General features: G+C 73.7%; 14 protein-coding genes. 8 read left to right on the plus strand and 6 right to left on the minus strand.

Going from position 1 to position 18,909, the window contains the following annotated elements; genetic code table 11:
* Positions 1–6: 6 nt before the first annotated feature.
* The 3 genes from IE180_RS24405 to IE180_RS24415 form a co-directional block, all read right to left on the minus strand.
* The gene (locus IE180_RS24405; protein WP_190159086.1) at positions 7–4,911 is read right to left on the minus strand and encodes a non-ribosomal peptide synthetase; all 4,905 of its coding nucleotides are present in this window, start codon (positions 4,909–4,911) and stop codon (positions 7–9) included.
* Between the two features lie 241 nt (positions 4,912–5,152).
* Positions 5,153–7,846, minus strand: coding sequence for an ABC transporter permease (locus IE180_RS24410; RefSeq protein WP_229860821.1), 2,694 nt, complete (start codon positions 7,844–7,846; stop codon positions 5,153–5,155).
* Entirely contained in the window at positions 7,840–8,592 is a 753-nt protein-coding gene (locus IE180_RS24415) for an ABC transporter ATP-binding protein (protein ID WP_190159201.1), read from the minus strand. Before IE180_RS24415 ends, IE180_RS24410 begins: the two co-directional genes overlap by 7 nt.
* A 455-nt stretch (positions 8,593–9,047) precedes the next feature.
* Here IE180_RS24415 and IE180_RS24420 point away from each other — a divergent pair, with 455 nt between their 5' ends.
* The 8 genes from IE180_RS24420 to IE180_RS24455 all read left to right on the plus strand — a co-directional run bounded on the left by IE180_RS24420 (position 9,048) and on the right by IE180_RS24455 (position 16,412).
* Positions 9,048–10,067, plus strand: a complete 1,020-nt coding sequence (locus tag IE180_RS24420; RefSeq protein WP_190159087.1) for a methyltransferase — start codon at positions 9,048–9,050, stop codon at positions 10,065–10,067.
* A gap of 5 nt (positions 10,068–10,072) precedes the next feature.
* Positions 10,073–11,239, plus strand: coding sequence for a tryptophan 2,3-dioxygenase family protein (locus tag IE180_RS24425; RefSeq protein ID WP_190159088.1), 1,167 nt, complete (start codon positions 10,073–10,075; stop codon positions 11,237–11,239).
* Between the two features lie 103 nt (positions 11,240–11,342).
* Complete coding sequence (gene mppP, locus IE180_RS24430; protein WP_229860823.1) at positions 11,343–12,494, plus strand: enduracididine biosynthesis enzyme MppP; 1,152 nt, start codon at positions 11,343–11,345, stop codon at positions 12,492–12,494.
* The gene (locus tag IE180_RS24435; protein ID WP_190159090.1) at positions 12,494–13,672 is read left to right on the plus strand and encodes an aminotransferase class I/II-fold pyridoxal phosphate-dependent enzyme; all 1,179 of its coding nucleotides are present in this window, start codon (positions 12,494–12,496) and stop codon (positions 13,670–13,672) included. Before mppP ends, IE180_RS24435 begins: the two co-directional genes overlap by 1 nt.
* The gene (gene mppR, locus IE180_RS24440; RefSeq protein WP_190159091.1) at positions 13,669–14,466 is read left to right on the plus strand and encodes an enduracididine biosynthesis enzyme MppR; all 798 of its coding nucleotides are present in this window, start codon (positions 13,669–13,671) and stop codon (positions 14,464–14,466) included. Before IE180_RS24435 ends, mppR begins: the two co-directional genes overlap by 4 nt.
* Before the next feature lie 33 nt (positions 14,467–14,499).
* Complete coding sequence (locus IE180_RS24445) at positions 14,500–14,712, plus strand: MbtH family protein (RefSeq protein WP_190159092.1); 213 nt, start codon at positions 14,500–14,502, stop codon at positions 14,710–14,712.
* The gene (locus tag IE180_RS24450; RefSeq protein WP_190159093.1) at positions 14,712–15,593 is read left to right on the plus strand and encodes an alpha/beta fold hydrolase; all 882 of its coding nucleotides are present in this window, start codon (positions 14,712–14,714) and stop codon (positions 15,591–15,593) included. The genes IE180_RS24445 and IE180_RS24450 overlap by 1 nt, the downstream gene beginning before the upstream one ends.
* A gap of 27 nt (positions 15,594–15,620) precedes the next feature.
* Complete coding sequence (locus tag IE180_RS24455) at positions 15,621–16,412, plus strand: polyprenol monophosphomannose synthase (protein ID WP_190159094.1); 792 nt, start codon at positions 15,621–15,623, stop codon at positions 16,410–16,412.
* On the opposite strand, the gene IE180_RS24460 is transcribed toward IE180_RS24455, so the two are convergent.
* Genes IE180_RS24460 through IE180_RS24470 form a run of 3 tightly spaced genes read right to left on the minus strand, consistent with a single transcriptional unit; the run spans position 16,399 to position 18,897 of the window.
* Positions 16,399–17,049: a thymidine kinase gene (locus IE180_RS24460; RefSeq protein ID WP_190159095.1), complete on the minus strand. Its 651-nt coding sequence runs from the start codon at positions 17,047–17,049 to the stop codon at positions 16,399–16,401. The genes IE180_RS24455 and IE180_RS24460 overlap by 14 nt on opposite strands.
* A 46-nt stretch (positions 17,050–17,095) precedes the next feature.
* Positions 17,096–18,301, minus strand: coding sequence for an alkaline phosphatase family protein (locus IE180_RS24465; protein WP_190159096.1), 1,206 nt, complete (start codon positions 18,299–18,301; stop codon positions 17,096–17,098).
* On the minus strand, positions 18,301–18,897 hold the full coding sequence (locus tag IE180_RS24470) for a DUF5998 family protein (RefSeq protein ID WP_123455795.1): 597 nt from the start codon (positions 18,895–18,897) through the stop codon (positions 18,301–18,303). Before IE180_RS24470 ends, IE180_RS24465 begins: the two co-directional genes overlap by 1 nt.
* Between the last annotated feature and the right edge of the window lie 12 nt (positions 18,898–18,909).

An 18,909-nucleotide genomic window follows, 5' to 3' on the forward strand; every position in this document is an offset into this window, starting at 1 on the left:
CCTGGGTCAGATCCGGCCGGGCGCCTGGGTGCCGGAGACGGCGGCCAGGCTCGCGAAGACGCGCTCCTGGACGACTCCGGCGAGGTCGCTCACGCGTCGGTGCTCGAACAGGTCCCTCGGGGAGATCGGCACGCCGAACGCCGCGCGCATGCGGACGGCCAGGCGGATCGCGTTGATCGAGTCGCCGCCGAGGTCGAAGAAGCTGTCGTGCGTGCCCACCCGGGGCGCGGCCAGCACCTCGCCCCAGATCCGGCAGAGGGCCTCCTCGGTCGGGTTGGCCGGCGCCACGTACGACTCCTCGTCCGGTCGGACGTTCGCCACGGGCAGCGCCGCCCGGTCGAGCTTTCCGTTGCGGTTGACCGGCAGCACCGTCAGCGACACCACGGCGGCCGGGACCATGTAGGCGGGCACGTGCCGGGCGACGTGGGCGCGCAGTTCGTCCGCGGCCGGCACGCCCGCGCGCGGCACCACGTACGCGACGAGCCGCTTGCCGGCCGCGTCGGCCTGGACGACGACCGCGGCCTCGGCCACCGCGTCGTGCCGCAGCAGCACGTTCTCGACCTCGCGCGGCTCCACCCGGAAGCCGCGGATCTTGACCTGGTCGTCCGCCCGGCCGGCGAACTCCAGCGTGCCGTCCGGGTTCCAGCGGGCCAGGTCGCCGGTGCGGTAGAGGCGGGCGCCCGGCCTGCCGAAGGGGTCGGCCACGAAGCGCTCCGCGGTCAGGCCGGGCCGTCCGATGTAACCGCGGCCCACGCCGTCGCCGCCCAGGTAGAGCTCTCCCCTGACGCCGGGGGGCACGGGGCGCAGCCGGTCGTCGAGGACGTACACGCTGGTGTTGGGGATCGGCCGGCCGATCGGGACGTCGTCGTACCGGACGCCGGGTTCCACGGCGAAGAGCGTCGCGGCGACCGCGCACTCGCTGGGTCCGTACCCGTTGAGCAGGCGGCGGCCGGGCGACCAGGCGGCGGCCAGGTCCGGGGTGAGGACCTCCCCGCCGCACAGGACGGACTCCAGGTGCGGCAGCGCGGCCGGGTCGAGCACCGGCAGGACGGTCGGCGGACCGGTGACCGCGTCGGCGTCGGCCTCCCGCAGCTGCTCGACGAGTTCGGCGCCGTTGTAGGTCCCGGCGGTGACGGGGGCGACCAGGGTGGCGCCGCCCGCGAGCGTGCTCAGCAGGACGAGCGAGGCGGCGTCGAAGCTCATGGGTGCGAGCTGGTAGATCCGGCTGCCGGGGCGCACGTGCAGGGGGACGACCGCCTCCACGGTGTTGACCATGGACCGGTGCTCGATCATGGTGCCCTTGGGCTTGCCGGTCGAGCCCGAGGTGTAGACGGTGAAGAGGAGGTCGCGGGGGCTGCCGGAGTCGGGCGGGGCGGTCGCCGGCCGGGCGGCGATGGCGGGCCAGTCCTCGTCGAGCAGGACGAGGGGGGTCGTCGTGCCGGTGAAGACGCCGAGGTGGCGGCTGTGGGTGAGGACCACCGCCGGTCGCGCCTCGTCCAGGATCGCGGCGGTGCGCGCGGCGGGGTGGTCGGGGTCGATCGGTACGTACGCGCCGCCGGCCTTGAGCACGCCGAGGACGCCGACGACCAGGTCCGGGCCCCGTTCGACGGAGACCCCGACGAGCACGTCCGGGCCGACGCCGAGGTCCAGCAGGTGGTGGGCGAGCCGGTTGGAGCGCTCCTCGACCTCCGCGTACGTGAGCCGGTGGTCACCGCGCTCGATCGCGACGGTGTCGGGCCGCCCGGCGGCGCGCTCGCTGATGATCCGGTGCATGCGCCGCTCGATGGAGTACGCGGAGGGCGCGGCCACGCCCCACTCGCCGAGGAGGAGGTCCCGTTCGGCACCGGTCAGCGCGGTCACGTCGCCGACGCTCGGCGCCGATCCGGCGGCCAGCCCGTCCAGTACGGTGATCAGACGTGCGGCGACCCGCTCCACGGTGGCCGGATCGAAGATCGTCTCGTCGTAGAGCAGTCGCATGACCGGCGACTCGTCGGGGAACACGCTCAGCGCCAGCGGGTAGTTGGTGGCGAACTCGACGTCGAAGGCGCGGACGGCCGTCCGGTCGAACGGATAGTTCTGGAAGACCACGGCGGTGTGGAACAGCGCGGACCCGGGCGCCACGTCGGCGAAGGACTGCACGCGGTTCAGCGGGGCGTAGCCGAACTCCCGTGCCGTGGCCTGCTCGCGCTGCAGCTCCTCCAGCCAGGGCAGGGTCCGCGCGTCGTCGTCCACCCGCACCCGGACGGGCTGCGTGTTGATCATCATGCCGACCATCGACTCGACGCCGGGCAGCTCCGCCGGCCGCACCGCCGTGCTGGTGCCGAAGCAGACGTCGCGTTCACCGCCCAGGCGCGCGAGCAGGATCGCCCACGCCCCCTGGACCAGGGTGTTGGTGGTGAGGCCGGTGCGCCGCGCGTACGCCGAGACCCGCGCGGCCGTCTCCGCCGGGACCGTCACCCGCACCGACCGCCTGGCGGCGGGCCGGTGGCCCTCGGGCGGCTGCCGGTCACCGGGCACGGACACGGGGGTCGTGAAGCCGGCCATCCGGCCGCGCCAGTAGGCGTCGGCGGCGTCCAGGTCCTGGTCCGCGAGCCAGTGCACGAAGTCCTCGAACGGCGGGCGCGGCCGCACCGGTTCGCCGCGGTAGCCGTCGAGGACGTCCTGCAGCAGCTCCGCGGAGCTCCAGCCGTCGGTGAGCACGTGGTGCATCGTCCAGACGAGCTGGACGGAGTCCGGGCCGAGCCGCACGATCGTGACCCGGCTCAGCGGGGCCCGGGTGAGGTCGAGGCCGGCGGCGCGGTCGGCGTCGAGCAGCTCCCGCAGCCGCGCGGGGTGCTCCGTCTCCGGCAGGGCGCTCCAGTCGAGGTGGGTCACCGGCAGCGCGACCCGGTCCCTGACGAGCTGCACGGGCTCCTCGACGTCGGCCCAGCGGAGCTCGGTGCGGAGCACCGCGTGGCGTTCCGTGGCCTCCTGCCAGGCCCGGCCGAGGCGGTCGGGGTCGGTGACGTCGTCGAGCCGGGCGACGAACTGGATCAGGTGCAGCGCCGGGTCGTCGAGCACGAGGGCGTCGAAGAGCATGCCGCTCTGCAGGGGGGTCAGGGGGTAGCCGCCGGCGCGCGGGGGGCGGGGCGGGGTCGTCGGGTCCTCGTCGAGCCGGGTCGCCGCGGCGGCCAGCGCCTCGACCGTCGGGTGGGCGAAGACGTCGGCCGTGCGCAGCACGATCCCTGCGGCCCGGGCCCGCGCGACGCACTTCATGGCCAGCACGGAGTCGCCGCCGAGGGCGAAGAAGTCGTCCCTCGTGCCGACCCGTTCGACGCCGAGCGTCTCGGCCCAGATCGCCGCGAGCGCGTGCTCCGCGTCCGTGCGCGGCGCGCGGTGGGCCTCGGCTCCGTCGGCCGGGGGGTCGGGCAGCGCGGGCCGGTCCACCTTGCCGTTGGCGTTGACCGGCAGCCGGTCCATCCAGACGACGCGCGCGGGCACCATGTAGGCCGGCAGGCGTTCGGCCAGCCGGTCGAGCAGCTCCCGTTCGGGGAGGGGGGCCGGGCCGGTCGGGTACGCGACGAGGCTGCGCGTCGGGCCGTTCTCCCGTACGACCACGACGGCGTCGGTGACGCCGGCGCAGTCGCGCAGCGCGGCCTCGATCTCGCCCGGCTCGATCCGGAACCCCCGGATCTTGACCTGGTGGTCGGTCCGGCCGAGGAACTCGATGAGCCCGTCCTCGGTCAGGCGTACCCGGTCGCCGGTGCGGTAGAGGCGGTCGCCGGGTGCGAACGGGCTGGCCACGAAGCGCTCGGCGGTCAGGGCGGGGCGTCCGGAGTAGCCTCGGCCCGTGCCCTCGCCGGACAGGTACAGCTCGCCGGTGCCGCCCGCGCCGACCGGGCGCAGCCGCTCGTCGAGCACGTACGCCTCGGTGTCGTCGAGGGCCGTGCCGATCACCGCGGGCCGGCTGGGGGGCCCGTCCGGGGGCGTGCGGTGCGTGGTGGCGAAGACCGTGCACTCGGTGGGGCCGTAGCCGTTGACCAGCGTGGTGTCGGGGCAGGCGCGCCGCACCCGCTCCACGGCGGTGGCCGACGGGGCTTCGCCGCCCGCCCACACCTCGCGCAGGCCCGCGAAGCAGTCGGGCTGTTCCTCGGCGAAGAGCCGGAACAGCGTCGCCGTCAGGAAGACGGCGTCGACGGGGTGTTCGGAGACGAGTTCGGCCAGGCCCGGGGCGGTCAGCTCCGGGGGCCCGATCACCACGCGGCCGCCGTTGAGCAGCGGCAGCCAGACCTCGTACGTGGAGGCGTCGAAGGCGAGCGGGGCGTTGAACAGGGTGCAGCGGCCGAAGGCGGCGCGCATGTGGGGTTCGCGGGCCAGCGCCGTGATGTTGCGGTGGGTGATGGACACGCCCTTGGGGAGGCCGGTCGAGCCCGAGGTGTGGATGATGTAGGCGAGTTGTTCCTCGTCGACGGTCACGCGCGGGGCGTCGGGGCGCCGCTCCGTGTCGGCGCCGTCCACGAGGAGCACGGGGAGCCCGGCGGTCGCCGCCCGCCCGACGGTCGACCGGTCGGCGATCAGCACGACCGCCTCGGTCTCGGCGAGCGTCCAGCGGATCCGCTCGTCGGGGTGGCTCTCGTGCAGCGGCACGTAGACCCCGCCCGCCTTGAGGACGGCGAGCAGGGCGACGACGGTCTCCGAGGAGTGGCCCGAGCGGCCCGTCAGCATGCCGACCCGCGACTCGGCGGTGACTCCGGCGGCGACGAGGAGGTGGGCCAGGTGGTTGGCGCGCTCGTCCAACTCGCCGTACGTGAGGGTCCTGCCGGCGTCGACGACCGCGGTCCCGTCGGGGTTCCGGCGGGCGTGCGCGGCGACGAGGTCGTGGACGGCCCGGTTCTCCGGGACGGCGGGTGCGTTGCCGAAATCGTGGGACATGCTCGACCCTCCACTGGAGACGCGTGGGGCGCGGATCTGTTCGACGGTCGAGCTTGGCGTGCGAAGGCGGACCGGCTCCACGTTCTTGAGCGGTGAGGAAACTGCCCGTTCGACGGGGCCCCGGGGTGCGCGAAGCGGGTGGGGCGCGGCCGGAGGCGCGCGAGGGCCGGGGCGGCCCGGGGAACGCGAAACGGGTGGGGCGCGGCCGGAGCCACGCCTCACCCGTCTCTGCGTCCGTACGTCACTCGGGCTGGGCGATCGCCTCCACGGCCGGGGGCCGCAGGGCGAGCCGGGCCGGCAGCATCACGGCGGGCCAGGCGATCGCCGCGGCCGCGGCCACGATGCCCAGGTAGAGCAGGGGCGGGATGGAGGGGAACACCGAGTGCCGGATGGCGTAGCTCATCCCGATCAGCGACGGCAGCGCGGCGATCGTGCCGACGACGACGGCGGAGAGCACGATGATGCCCGCCTCCTGACGCATCATCGCCCTGACCTGTCCGGTGCGGGTGCCGACGAGGCGCAGCAGGGCGAACTCGCGTCGCCGTGAGATCGTCGCCATGACCAGGGTGTTGACGACGGCGATGGCGAGATAGCCGAGCAGGACGGCGTTGAGCACGAGGCTGATCCCGCCGTCGCCCGCGCCGTCGGTCGGCGCGGCGGTGACCGCCCCGGCGTCGCCGACGCGCAACGTCGGATACGCCTTCAGCGCCTCGGTCAGCTCCGCCTCCCGGTCGGTGTTCACCATCAGCCACTGGTCGAGCCGGTCGGTGGTGTGCGCGACGACCACGTCGTGGGGCAGCGTGACGTCGCCGAAGCCGAGTCCGTTCTCGTAGACCGCGACCACCTCTGCCTTCTCGACGGTGCCGTCGCCGAGGTGCACCTCGACCCGGTCGCCCACGTCGGCGCCGACCGTGCCGGCCACGAGGCGGCTGAGGGCGACCGTGGATCCGGTGAGACCGTGCAGATCGCCGCGCAGCACGCCCAGGTCCAGGGTGTCCGGCACGGCCGCGGGGTCGACGCCCTGCGCCGCGGAGACCCGGTACTGGATGCCGTCGCCGTCGGGCCACGTGAGGATCGTCGAGGTCCGGGCGACCCGGCCGACCGTACGGACGCCGGGGACGCGGCGGAGCTCCTCGGCCAGGTCCGGTGAGATGCCCGCGCCGACGGAGGTCACCACGCGGTCGGCGATCACGCCGTCGACGGCCTGGTCGTGGGCGGTCGCGGCGAGCGTGGTGCCGCTGAAGAGCTGGGCGGACGCCATGGTCACGCCCATGATCAGCGGGGTGGTGGCGGCGCTGACCCGGCGGGCCCGGGCCCGGGAGTTGGCGAGGGCGAGGAACCGGGTGACCTCGGCCGGGCGGCGGCCGAGCAGCTTCGCGACGCCGCCGAACAGTTTCGGTCCGAGCAGGCCGACGGCGATCACCAGGACCAGGGCGGAACTGGCGGCGCCCTCGATCGCCGCCTCGCCGGGCAGCACGATCGGCAGCACGACCGCCACGGCCAGGCCCGCGGGCACGAGCAGCACGCCGAGGGAGAGACGGAACCAGCCGAGCTTCTTGGGTTCGACCGCCACGTCGCCGAGCGCCTCGACGGCGCTGACCTTCGCGGCGCGGCGGGCCGCGAGCCGGCCGCCGATCCGGGCCGCGAGGACGCAGATCAGCAGGGAGAACAGCAGCGGCAGCGGTGTGATCACCAGGGAGAATCCGGGCGGCAGCGCGCCGGCACCGGTGAACACGGTGTGCAGCAGCATGGCGAGCAGGACGCCGGGGACGGCGCCGAGCACGGCACCGATCCCGCCGACGAGCACGGCCTCGCCGCCGATCATGCGCAGCACCTGCCGGGGGGTGGCGCCGACGGCCCGCAGCAGGGCAAGCTCGCGGCGCCGCTGCTGCACCGACAGCGCCAGCGTGCCGGCGACCACGATGACCACGAGGAGGATCATGGTGGCGCCGAAGGCGCTGGCCACCTCGATGACGAACGCCCGCATCCGCCCCACGTCGAGCGTCTCGACGTCGCTGCGGTCGTCGCCGGTGTACGTGACCGCCCCGGGCACGGCCTTCTCGATCCGGTCGGCGAGTTCGCCGGCGTCCGTCCCCTTCGCGGCCAGCACCCCGACCGCGTCGACCGTGCCGGGCGGCCCGTGGAGCCGCGCCGCCCGGTCGTCGGTGAAGAAGACCGCCGACTGCCGGGCGAACGGGGCCGCCGGCTCGGCGACGCCGCTGACCCGGTACGACCCCGGTGCCGACCCGGTCACCAGCGTGACCGCGTCCCCCGGGGCGAGACCGGCCCGCCGGGCGAGGTCGCCGTCGAGCACGACGTCGTCGGCCGCTCGCGGCGGGGTGCCCGAGCGCAGCGCGAACGGCGTGAGCACCGCGGCGGACCAGCCGTGTCCGTACACGGGCGGCCCGTCGAGGACGGAGCCCTTCCCGAGGACGGTCGTACGGACGCTGACGTCCCCGACGGCGGACTCGACGCCCTTGACCGCGGCGACCTTCGCGACCGTGTCGGCGGGCAGCCTGACCCGCTCGGAGAGCCGCGGGTCCGTGTCGCCCTCGACGGACATGGCCTGGTGGCCGCCGACGACCACGGCCGCCCCGTGGTACCGCTCGGCCGGGGCTCCCGAGCTGATGCCGGTCTCCAGCAGCACGCCGCAGGCGGTGATGACGGCGGAGCCGACCGCGACGGCGATCAGCACGGCCGCGAAGCCGCCCTTGCGACCGCGGATCGTGCTCCAGGCCAGGGAGAGGTTCTGGCGCGAGAGCGTGCGGACCTTCTTCCTGGCCTTCGCGGCCTTCTTCGCCCTCTTGGCCCTCCTGGCGTCTTCCTCCCTCCTGGCGTTCTCCGCCTTCCTGGCCGCCCTGGCCTCTTCCGCCCTCCTGGCCTTCTCGGTGGGCGGCCGATCCGCCGCCCCGGCCCCGTTCCCGCGGCTCACCACTCACCGAGCCTGGTCATCCGCTCGGCCACCTTCTCCGGCGTGGGCGCGGCGAGTTCCCCGGCCAGCCGGCCGTCGGCCAGGAAGGTCACCGAGTCCGCGTGCGAGGCGGCCACCGGATCGTGGGTCACCATCACCACGGTCTGCCCGGTCCGGTCGACGACCCCCCGCAGCAGTTCCAGGACCTGCTTGCCGGTCCGGGTGTCGAGCGCGCCGGTCGGCTCGTCGGCGAAGATCACGTCGGGTCCGGTGATGAGGGCGCGGGCGACGGCCACGCGCTGCCGCTGGCCGCCGGAGAGCTGTCCGGGATAGCGGTCGCCCATGTCGGCGAGACCGACGTTCGCCAGCTCGACGCGCACCCGGTCGGTGGGGACGGGGGCGCCGGCCAGCCGGAACGGCAGGCCGACGTTGTCGGCGACGGTGAGCGAGTCGAGCAGGTTGTAGGCCTGGAAGACGAATCCGACCCGTTCCCTGCGGATCTCGGTGAGCTGCTCCTCGTCCAGGCCGGTCAGCCGGGTGTCGCCGAGGGTCACTCCCCCGTTCGTGGGCCTGTCGAGCCCCGCCGAGCAGTGCAGGAACGTGCTCTTGCCCGAGCCGGAGGGGCCCATGACGGCGAGGAACGTCCCTCGCGGCACGCCCATCGTCACGTTGTCCAAGGCCGTGACCGCGTTACGGCCGGAACCGTAGGTTTTTGTCACGGATTCCAATAAGAGAGCATACCTGCCAGCCACTGCACACCCTTTCCCCATTGAGCGGAACGGTACCGTTCGGCGCGCCACCCGATCAACCGGATCCGACGGAAAACCGATTTCGAGCCGCAGCTCGAACACTCGCGAATACCGCCCCCACCTGTGCCCTTTTCTTTCGCTCCGGATTCCCCCGCCCGACCGCGTGGCCGGATCCCGCCGTCCCGGCCGCCGCCGCGCGGCGACCGCCGCCCGCCGCCCCTCGACCCTCGCCGCCGCGTCCCCGGACCGGGGCCGGAGCAGGAGGCCCGAGGAGCGGTCCCGAGCTGGGGGTTTCACTCTGCGGGCAACAAGATGGCCGATCCGCCACGCACACCGAAATACTTCTCGACGACCCGGGGGATTCTTCGCCACCGGGTAATGGGCGCACCGCGCCCGGAGATCTCGGCGGCCGCGTCGACAATTCGCCGCGCCGATGAAGGCCTGACCGTTTCCTTGCATCGATGGGCAGCGAAAAAATGATTCCTGCGAATCTGGAACGCGCCGTCTACGGAATGTACGCCACCCACGCCCTGCGCGTCGCGGACAGGCACGGCGTCTTCGAGCACCTGACACGACACGGCGGCGACAGCGCCGAGAAGATCGCGGCCGCCCTGACCGTCGACGAGGACACCCTGGAGCGGCTCCTGCTGGTGCTGTCCGCCTTCGGCGTCCTCGACGCGGAGGACGGCCGCTACGCCCTCGCGGCGGAGGTGCGGCCCTACGTCGACCGCGAGGACCCCCGCTACCTGATGGGATTCGTCGACCATCTGATCGACGACACGGCCGACCAGTTCGGGCGGCTCGACGGCTATCTGAGGTCGGGCAAGGCCGAGACCGACCGGGACGCGCCGGCCCCGTTCGAGTCCCTCTACCGCGACGACGCGTCGGTGGGCCGCTTCCTGAACGCGATGTGGGGCCTCAGCCACCACGTCTCGCACGAGCTCGCCGCCCTGGCCGACCTGGGCGACTGCCGGCGGCTGATCGACGTCGGCGGGGCGAGCGGCCCCTTCTCGGTGGCCGCCCTGCACGCCCATCCCCAGCTGCGCTCGACCGTGTTCGACCTCCCCCAGGTCGGCCCCCACCTGACCGCGCGGGCTGTCGAGCACCGGCTCGACGACCGGCTGGACTTCGCGGCCGGCGACTTCTTCCGCGACCCGCTGCCGGCCGGCGACTGCTTCGCCTTCGGCTACATCCTGTCCGACTGGGACGACGAGACCTGCGCGGCACTGCTGCGCAAGGCCTACGAGGCCTGTCTCCCCGGCGGTCGCGTCCTGGTCATGGAGCGGCTCTTCGACGACGACCGCGGCGGCCCGCTCGCCACGGCCGTCATGAACCTCTCCATGCACGTCGAGACCGAGGGCCGGCACCGTACGGCGGCCGAGTACCTGGAGCTGCTGCGCCGCGCCGGCTTCGCGGACGGCACCGTACGGCGCTCCGGCGGCGACAAGCACCTGATCACCGGCCGGCGTCCCGCCGAGGGCGGGGCCGGGCGGTGAACGCCGTGCGCACCCTCGCCCCGGTCCGCTCGCGGGGACTGCCCGCGTCTTGCGCCGAGTTGGCCGACCGGCTGCACGGCACGCCCCTCGCCGGGCTGTCCGAGGAGGAGGTCCTCCGGCTGTCCGACCGTCACGACGCGGCCGTGGCCGGACCGGACACCGACGAGAACGAGATCCTGCGGCTCCTGACCAGGACGTTCAGCCGGCGCCTCGACATACCCGAGTACTACCGGTACACCGGGCTGCACGTGACCGGCTGGTACCTCGCCCGGCGGGAGGACCCGTACGAGGCGGCCCTGCTGCTCCTGCACGCGCTCGTGACCGACCTGATCGCGCTGGAGGAGCGCGAGGCCGGGCTGCACGAGACGACCGTCGAGGAGGGCGCGGAACGGGTGCGCCGCCTGGAGTCCGTCCTCGACCACCTGGGCGGCTCCCCGCTCGGCCCGGACCGCACCATGGCGAGCGCCGAGCTGGTCCGGCTCGCCGACCACGACGACGTGCTGGTCCGCGACCTGCTCGTGGTCAACCGCTGCTCGGGGTTCCGCCGCTCGGACAAGCACGACGAGCACATGTTCATGCGCTCCGTGCAGGCCTGCGAGATCATCTTCTTCCTCGTCCGCTGGACCGCGCGCCGCGCCACCGAGGCGATCGGCCGCGACCGCGCCGCGTACGCCCTGCGCATCGGCCAGTTCGCCTCGGCGACCGGGCTCCTGAACGTCGTCTTCCACGCGCTGCGGACGCTGACCCCGGAGCTCTTCATGGGCTTCCGGGAGGCGACCGGGAGCGCCAGCGCGGTCCAGTCGCTCAACTACCACCTGATGGAACTGGTGGTGTACGGCTACGACGAGCGGAAGATCGAGACCTACGGGCGGTTCGCGCACCTGGCCCCGGTCAACAGTCCGCTGCTGCGCGGGTTCGCGTCCCTGCGGGACGCCGCGGCCGGCGCCGACGACGCCGACGTCCGCGAGGCGTTCGAGGCGGGTGAGGCGCCGCTGCACGTCTGGCGCGGCCGGCACTACGGATTCGGACGTCGTTATCTGCCGGAGATGACGGGGTCCGGCGGCACCGAGGGTGCCGGTTACCTCAAACGCTTCGTCGGAAAAGCCGGACTGGCCTCCGGCGACCGTATCGACGACGCCGAGCAGTTGCTCACCCGGTTCGCCTTCTGCTGACGGAGGTCACTCGATTCCTATCCCGGCGCCCGAGCGCCGGTGAGTCCCGGCATCCGCCGTGGCTCCAAGCACGCTTCGCCCGCCACTCGTTCAAGGGGTGCTTGTGAACAGAATTCTGCCGAAAGTCTCCGCGGAGAACCTGACCCAATTCGAGACCCTCGCCCTCGCCAGTCCGATGAACCTCGCCGACGGGCACGCCCGCCAGCAACTCACGGCCGCGCAGGGCAAGATCGTCTCCGAACTGCCGCACCTGTGGGCCGAGGCCGCCCTGCGTCCGGTGGACGAGATCGAGCAGGAGGCCGCCGAGTCGTTCTTCGGCATGCTCGGCCAGCACGCCCACCCGTTCGCCGCCGGGCGCACGCTGAGCTGCTACTCGTCGTCCGTGGCCATGGAGATCCTCGCCCGCTCGCTGGTCACCACGACCGACGCGGTGGCACTGATCCACCCCACCTTCGACAACATCCCCGACATCCTGCGCGGGGTCGGCCTGCGGCTCGTACCGGTCGAGGAGGAGCGGGCCCACGACGAGGACCTGCCGGCCGAGCTGCTCGACGAGGTCGGCTGCGTCTTCATCACGACGCCGAACAACCCGACCGGGCGGGTGATGGGCGAGGACCGGCTGCGCCGGCTCGCCGAGCAGTGCGCCGAACACGGCGTGGTGCTGGCCCTGGACACCTCGTTCAGGGGCTTCGACCCCGCCGCGCAGTTCGACCACTACGCCGTGCTCGACGCGAGCGGCTGCCGCTGGGTGGTCATCGAGGACACCGGCAAGCTGTGGCCCACGCTCGAACTCAAGATCGGCTGGCTGGTCCGCTCGGCCGAGGTGGACCTGCCGATCGAGAAGATCCACTCGGACATCCTGCTCGGCACCTCGCCGCTGGTCCTGCTCCTGGTGAAGCGGTTCGCGGACGACGGGGCGGACGGCGGCCTGGCCGAGCTGCAGCGTACGATCGCCGACCACCGGGCCCTCGTGCGCGCCGCGTTCGACGGCGTGCCCGACGTCTCCTTCGTCGACGAACACGCCCGGGTCAGCGTGGAGCGCCTGCACGTGGGCGCGCGGCTGGGCATGGACGTCTGGTCGGCGGTGCGCTCCCAGAGCCTCTACGTGCTGCCCTGCCAGAAGTTCCACTGGGCGAGGCCGCACGAGGGCGAGCGGATGCTGCGCCTGGCCCTCTCGCGCAACCCGTCCACCCTGCTCGCGGGCGCGCGGGTGCTGCGCTCGGCCCTGCTGGACGCGTCGGAGTTGTCGGGCTGATGCTTCGACCGCACACGGCGGTCCCGCCGCTCCCGCACGCCCGGTGGTGGCGTGCGGGGGTGGTGCAGGCCGTCTCCCCGCCCGGTGTCATCGACCTGGAGCCCGGCTACCTCGAACCGGGCCTGCTGCCGGTCGACGAGGTGCGTCCGCTCTACGCGGAGGCCCTCGCCGAGTTCGGCCCCGCAGCGCTCGGTTACGGCGCCAACGCCGGTGCCGAGCCGCTGCGCGCCCTGCTGGCCGCCCGGCACGGCTGCACGGCCGAGGAGGTCATGGTCACCGCCGGCACCTCCCAGGCGCTGGCCCTGCTGTGCACCGTCCTCGGCCGGCCCGGCCGGTCCGTCGTGGTCGAGCGCACCAGCTACGACCTGGGCCGGAAGATCATGACCGACCACGGTCTGCGCCTGCGCGAGGTGGACGCGGACGGTGAGGGCGTACGGCCGCGGGCCCTGGACCGGGTCCTCGCCGAGGGCGACGACGTGGCGTTCGTCTACCTGACGCCGACGTTCCACAACCCGACCGGCACGGTCGCGGGCGAGGCGCGCCGCCGGGAGCTCCTCGCCGTCGCCGCCCGGCACGGCGTGCCGATCGTGGAGGACGACGCGTACGCGGAACTGTGCCTGGACCGCGTCGCCCTGCCCCCCTCGCTGGCCGCGCTGGCCGGACGGCGGGGCGTGATCCGGCTCGGTTCGTTCGCCAAGACGCTCGGGCCGGGCCTGCGGCTGGGCTGGCTGGAGGCCGAGCCGGCCCTGATCGAGACGCTGACCGGCCGTGGTCAGCTGGTCAGCGGCGGAGCGCTCAACCATCTGACCTCGATGGCCGTGACCATGCTCATGGGGGACGGCCGCTACGACCGGCGCCTGTCGTGGCTGCGCGAGGGGCTCCGGCTGCGACGCGACGCCCTCGTGGCGGCCCTCCGGGCCGGCCTGGGCGAGTCGGTGACCGTCGGCCGCCCGGCCGGCGGTTTCTTCCTCTGGCTGGACTTCGGCCCGCGGCGCGGCGAGACGTCGTTGCTCGCCGCCGCCGACCGGGCGGGCGTCGCGGTGGCACCGGGCTCCCGCTACGGCAGCACGGCCGGCACCCATCTGCGGCTCGCGTACAGCCTCAACTCCCCCGACCGTCTGGCGGAGGCCGCCGCGCGGCTCACCGCCGCCTGGAGAACCGAGGAGACCCTCCGATGACCAGTTCCGTCCTCAGCCGCCTGCGCGGCTACAGTCTTCCGCTCTCCCCCTCCGGCACCTCGGCCATGCTGACCCCCCCGCCGTGGCACTTCTCCGGCGAGGTCGTCATGGTCGACTACCGCGTGGATCCGGTGGCGGCGGCGGCGTTCCTCCCGCCCGAGCTCGACCTCGGCGCCGATCCGGGGCGGGCCGCCGCGGTCTTCGCGCACTGGCAGTGGTGCTCGGAGCCGGGGACCGAGCTGGCCGATCCGGGCACCAGCCAGTTCGGCGAGTTCCTGATCCTGCTCGGCTGCGAGTACCGCGGCCGCCCCCTGGCCCGGTGCCCGTACGCCTGGGTCGACCAGCCCGTGCCGCTGCTGCGCGGCTGGGTGCAGGGAATGCCGAAGCAGTTCGGCGAACTGCACCAGACCCGGCCGATGCGCGTCGGCAGGGCGGGGCCCCTGGGCTCGGCCGCGGGCACGTACCACGGCACCGCGTCGACCGGCGGCCGCCGGTTCGTCCAGGCCTCGGTGAACGTGACCGCTCCGGCCGCCGAACCGCCGGCGCTGCACACCGTGCCGCTGGTGCACAGCCGGGTCCAGCCGTCCTGGGTCGACGGGGTGGAGCCTCCCGTCGAGCTGGTGACCTCGACCGTCACCGGCGTCGAGTTCTCCGAGGTGTGGTCGGGCGACGCGCACCTGGAGATGTTCGACGTGCTCGACGCGGACTTCGCCTCGCTGCGACCGGTCTCGGTCGGGCGCGGCCACGTCTTCGGATACGCCGAGACGCTCGTCTCCGGCCAGACACTCGCCTGATTCCCCTCCCCGAAGGACCAGAAGGAGCAGAAGATGACCAATCCGTTCGACGACCCCGACGCGGCCTTCAAGGTGCTGGTCAACGACGAGGGGCAGCACTCGCTCTGGCCCGCCTTCGCCGCCGTTCCCGAGGGATGGCGGGTCGCGCTGGCCGACACGGACCGCGCGGCCTGCCTCGCGTACGTCGAGGAGCACTGGACCGACATGCGCCCGAAGAGCCTGGCCGACCGCATGGCCGCGCGCTGATGGGCGTCGCGACCGTCGGCGGCGTACGGCTGCACTACGACGTCGCCGGCCCGGCGGGCGGGGAACCGGTCGTCCTGGTCATGGGCGCGGGCGGTCGCGGACGGGCGTGGCACCTCCACCAGGTGCCGACGCTCGTCGCGGCGGGCCACCGGGTGATCACGTACGACTCCCGGGGCGTGCCGCCCAGCGACCCCGGCGAGGCGGGTCTGACGGTCGGCGACCTCGCGGCCGACCTGGCGGGCCTCATCGAGCACCTGGACGCCGGGCCCTGCCGTCTGGTGGGGACCTCGCTCGGCGCGCACGTGGTGGAGGAACTGCTGCTGGTCCGGCCCGAACTGGCCACCGCCGCCGTGCTGATGGCCACCCGCGGCCGCGACGACCGACTGCGCGCGGCCGCCGCCCGGGCCGAGATCGAGCTGCTGGATTCCGGCATCGCGCTGCCGCGGAGGTACCACGCGGCCCTGCAGGCGATCCAGAACCTGTCCCCGCACACCCTCGACGACGACATCGAGGTGTCCGACTGGCTGTCGGTGTTCGAGCAGTCGTCGTCCGCCGGCCCGGGGCTGCGGCACCAGCTCGCCATCACCCCGGCCCCCGGCCGTCTCGCGGCCTACGCCGCGATCACCACGCCGTGCCTGGTCCTGGCCTTCGCCGACGACCTGGTCACGCCCCCGCACCTGGTCGCCGAGGTGGCCGAGGCCATCCCCGGCGCCGTCCACCGTCTGATCGGCCGCGCGGGCCACTACGGGTACCTGGAGCGCCCGGAGGAGGTGAACCGCCAGATCCTCGAGTTCTTCCGCCGCGTCCCGGCCCGCTCCCCCGGGGGCGTCCCGCCGGCCGGCCCGGCGGGACGCCCCTTCGCCCGGGTCGCCGGCCCCTGAACCGTTTCTCCGACCGAGGAGCCGCCGATGACCGCCGTGCCCCCGAAGACCGTGGTCGTCGTACCGACCTACAACGAACGGGACAACCTGCCCGTGCTGGCCGGTCTGCTCGCGGACCTGCCGGTGCCGAACCTGCATCTGCTCGTGGTCGACGACGACTCGCCCGACGGCACCGGTGAGGTCGCGGACAAGCTCGTCGCCGGGGCGCCGGACACCATCGGCGTGCTGCACCGCCGCACCAAGGACGGACTCGGCCGCGCCTACCTCGCCGGAATGGCCCGTGCGCTGGACGAGGGTGCCGACGTCGTGGTCCAGATGGACGCCGACCTCTCGCACCCGGCCTCGGCGGTCCCGGTCATGCTCGACGTGCTGTTGACGGAGAACGCCGCCGCCGTGATCGGCTCGCGCTACGTGGCCGGCGGCTCGACCGCCTCCGAGTGGCCCCGGTCCCGCAGGGCGCTGTCGGCCTGGGCCAACGCCTACGTGAACGCGATCCTGCGGCTGGGCCTGAAGGACGCCACCGCCGGCTTCAAGGCGTGGCGGGCCGAGACCTTGCGCGCGCTCGACCTGGACTCCGTGCGCAGCAACGGGTACTCCTTCCAGGTCGAGATGAACCACCGGGCCGTCACCCGGGGGTTCGCCCTCCTCGAAGTGCCGATCCACTTCGAGGAGCGGGGCCGGGGCACGTCGAAGATGGACCTGCGGGTCCAGCTCGAATCGGCCCTCACCCCCTGGCGGCTGCGCTTCGGCGGCGGGCCCGCGGGGCGGTCCGGGGCGGACGGCGGGAGCGGCGGGGCCGCGCGGGTCAGTCCGAGGTGACCGGCAGCACGTCGGGAGAGAGGGCCCCCGCCCGGGCGGAGGCCGAGGTGGCCCGGCGGCGGTGGTGGCGGCGGCAGAGGACCTCGTAGCCGATCTCCTCGGCCGGCCGGTTCACGTCCCCGACGACGACCTGCTCGCCCTCGACGACCATCTCGCCGCCCACCGTACGGGCGTTGTGCGTGGCGCGGGCCCCGCACCAGCACAGCGCCTCGACCTGGAGCTGCTCGATCCGGTCCGCCAGCTCGATCAGCCGCTGCGAGCCCGGGAACAGCTTCGTGCGGAAGTCCGTCGTGATCCCGAAGGCGAAGACGTCCAGGCCGAGGTCGTCGACGATGCGGGCGAGCTGGTCGATCTGCTCCGGGGCGAGGAACTGGGCCTCGTCCACGATCACGTAGTCGGCCTTGCCGCCCTGGGAGAGCTGGGTGACCAGGTACGCGTACAGGTCCATGTCCCGCGGCGCCTCGACCGCCTCCGTCACCAGGCCGAGCCGGGAGGACAGCTTGCCCTCGCCCGCCCGGTCGTCGCGGGTGAAGATCACGCCCTGGAGCCCCCGCGCGTCGCGGTTGTGGGCGATCTGGAGCGCCAGGGTGCTCTTCCCGCAGTCCATGGTTCCGGAGAAGAAGACCAGCTCGGGCATGACGGAACGGGGACCTTTCGGGTCGTGGGCGGGGGTGGGGTCCGGGTCAGGAGCGGACTTCGAGCAGCGGGACGAGCTGCTCCGCGGGGGTCATGGACCCGTGCATGCCGGCCATCGCCGACTCGTTGGGCTCGTTGACGGAGGCGGTGATCGCCACGTCGTCGTGGGCCGCGACGACGACGTCGCCGATCCGGCCGTACACCCGCTCGTCGACCTCGGCACCGAACCAGCCGAGGGAGATCGCCTCGTCCCGGCTCGCCACCCAGAACTGCTCGCCGACGACCTCGCGCCAGCAGGTGAGGACGTCCGCCGCGGCGCCGGGGACGGCGTAGACGTGGCGGGCCCGTCCCTCGCCGCCGAGGAGGGCGACGCCCGCGCTCAGCTCCCAGTCCTCGTCGAAGTCGATGCGGTGCTGCTCGTCGAAGGGGATGTCGACCATGCCGTGGTCGGCCGTGACGTACAGGGCCGAGCGGGGCGGCAGCTGCTCGGCGAGCCGCTGCACCAGCCGGTCGACGAACATCAGCTGACCGCGCCAGGCGTCGGAGTCGATGCCGAAGCGGTGGCCGGCGCCGTCGAGTTCGCTGTAGTACGTGTAGACCAGCGAGCGGTCGCCGGCGGCGAGCTGCTCGGCGGCGAAGTCCATGCGCTCCTCGCCCGAGAGCCGCCCGTGAAACGTTCCGCCGCTGAGCGCGACCTTGGTGAGCGGGGTCTGCTCGAAGGTCGGGGACGACACCTGGGCGGTGTGGATCCCGGCCTCGTGGGCGAGCCGGAAGACGGTGGGGTACGGCTGCCAGACCTGCGGCGCGGTCCACGGCTTCCAGCGCAGCTGGTTCATCAGCTCGCCGGTCTCCGGGTTGCGCACGGTGTAGCCGGGCAGTCCGTGCGTCCCGGGGTGGCGGCCTGTGCCGACGGAGGCGAGCGAGGTCGCGGTGGTGGCGGGGAAGCCGGCGGTGACCGGGCGGCCCGTGCCGCCCCGCGAGGAGCCGAGGAGCGAGGTCAGGTACGGGGCCTCGTCCGGGTGCGCCTTGATCTGCTCCCAGCCGAGCCCGTCGATCAGGAAGACGCAGTTCCGGTCGGCCGGGGCCAGCTCCGCGATCCGCGCCTCGAAACCGGGCACCCCCTGGCCCGCCACGAGCGTCGGCAGCAGGTCGCCGAGCGAGCCGGAGGCGTACTCGGGCACCGGCGCGGTCTCCGGGGCGAGCGGGACCGGGTCGTCGGGCCAGCCGTGGGTCACGGCGGTGGGCTGCGCCATCAGCGGGTGGGCGCGGCGGTCGCCGCGATGGCTTCGGAGAGGGCCTGGGCGAACGCCAGGGTCTGCCGGACGGTGTCCGGGCCGTCGCCGGCGTCGCTCACGCGCAGGCTGAGGTCGTCGGCGGTGGCGTTGCCGGTGTAGCCGTGGTCGGCGTCGCAGTTGGGGTCGCCGCAGGCGGCGGGCTCCAGGTCGATGCGGGAGACGGCGCCCCAGCCGATGGTGAGGACCACCTCGCGGGGCAGCGTGCCCGGGGTGTACGACTCGGGGTTGGCGACGACGCGGCTGACGACGACCGAGGAGATCCGGTCGAGCTTCACGGACTCGGTGGAGGTGGTCGCGTACGGCGTCGGGGAACTCGTGTCGGCGGCCTGCTCGTCGGTGTGGCTGACGATGAAGCGGTGCGGTGTCAGGACGAGGACGGTGACGTGGCGCCGGACCTCGTTCGCGTCGAAGGTGGTCTCCTGGTGGACCACGTACGACGTGATGGCCTCGCCGCCGACGGCGGCCTCCACCGCCTCGGCCACGAGGGCCGGGTAGTAGCCGCTGCGCTCGATCGCCGCGCGCAGCCCCTGGGTCGTCGTACCGCTCTTTGCCATGGGCTCCATCCT

This window comes from Streptomyces litmocidini, from assembly GCF_014649755.1.
In the GTDB taxonomy this organism is placed as follows: domain Bacteria; phylum Actinomycetota; class Actinomycetes; order Streptomycetales; family Streptomycetaceae; genus Streptomyces; species Streptomyces litmocidini.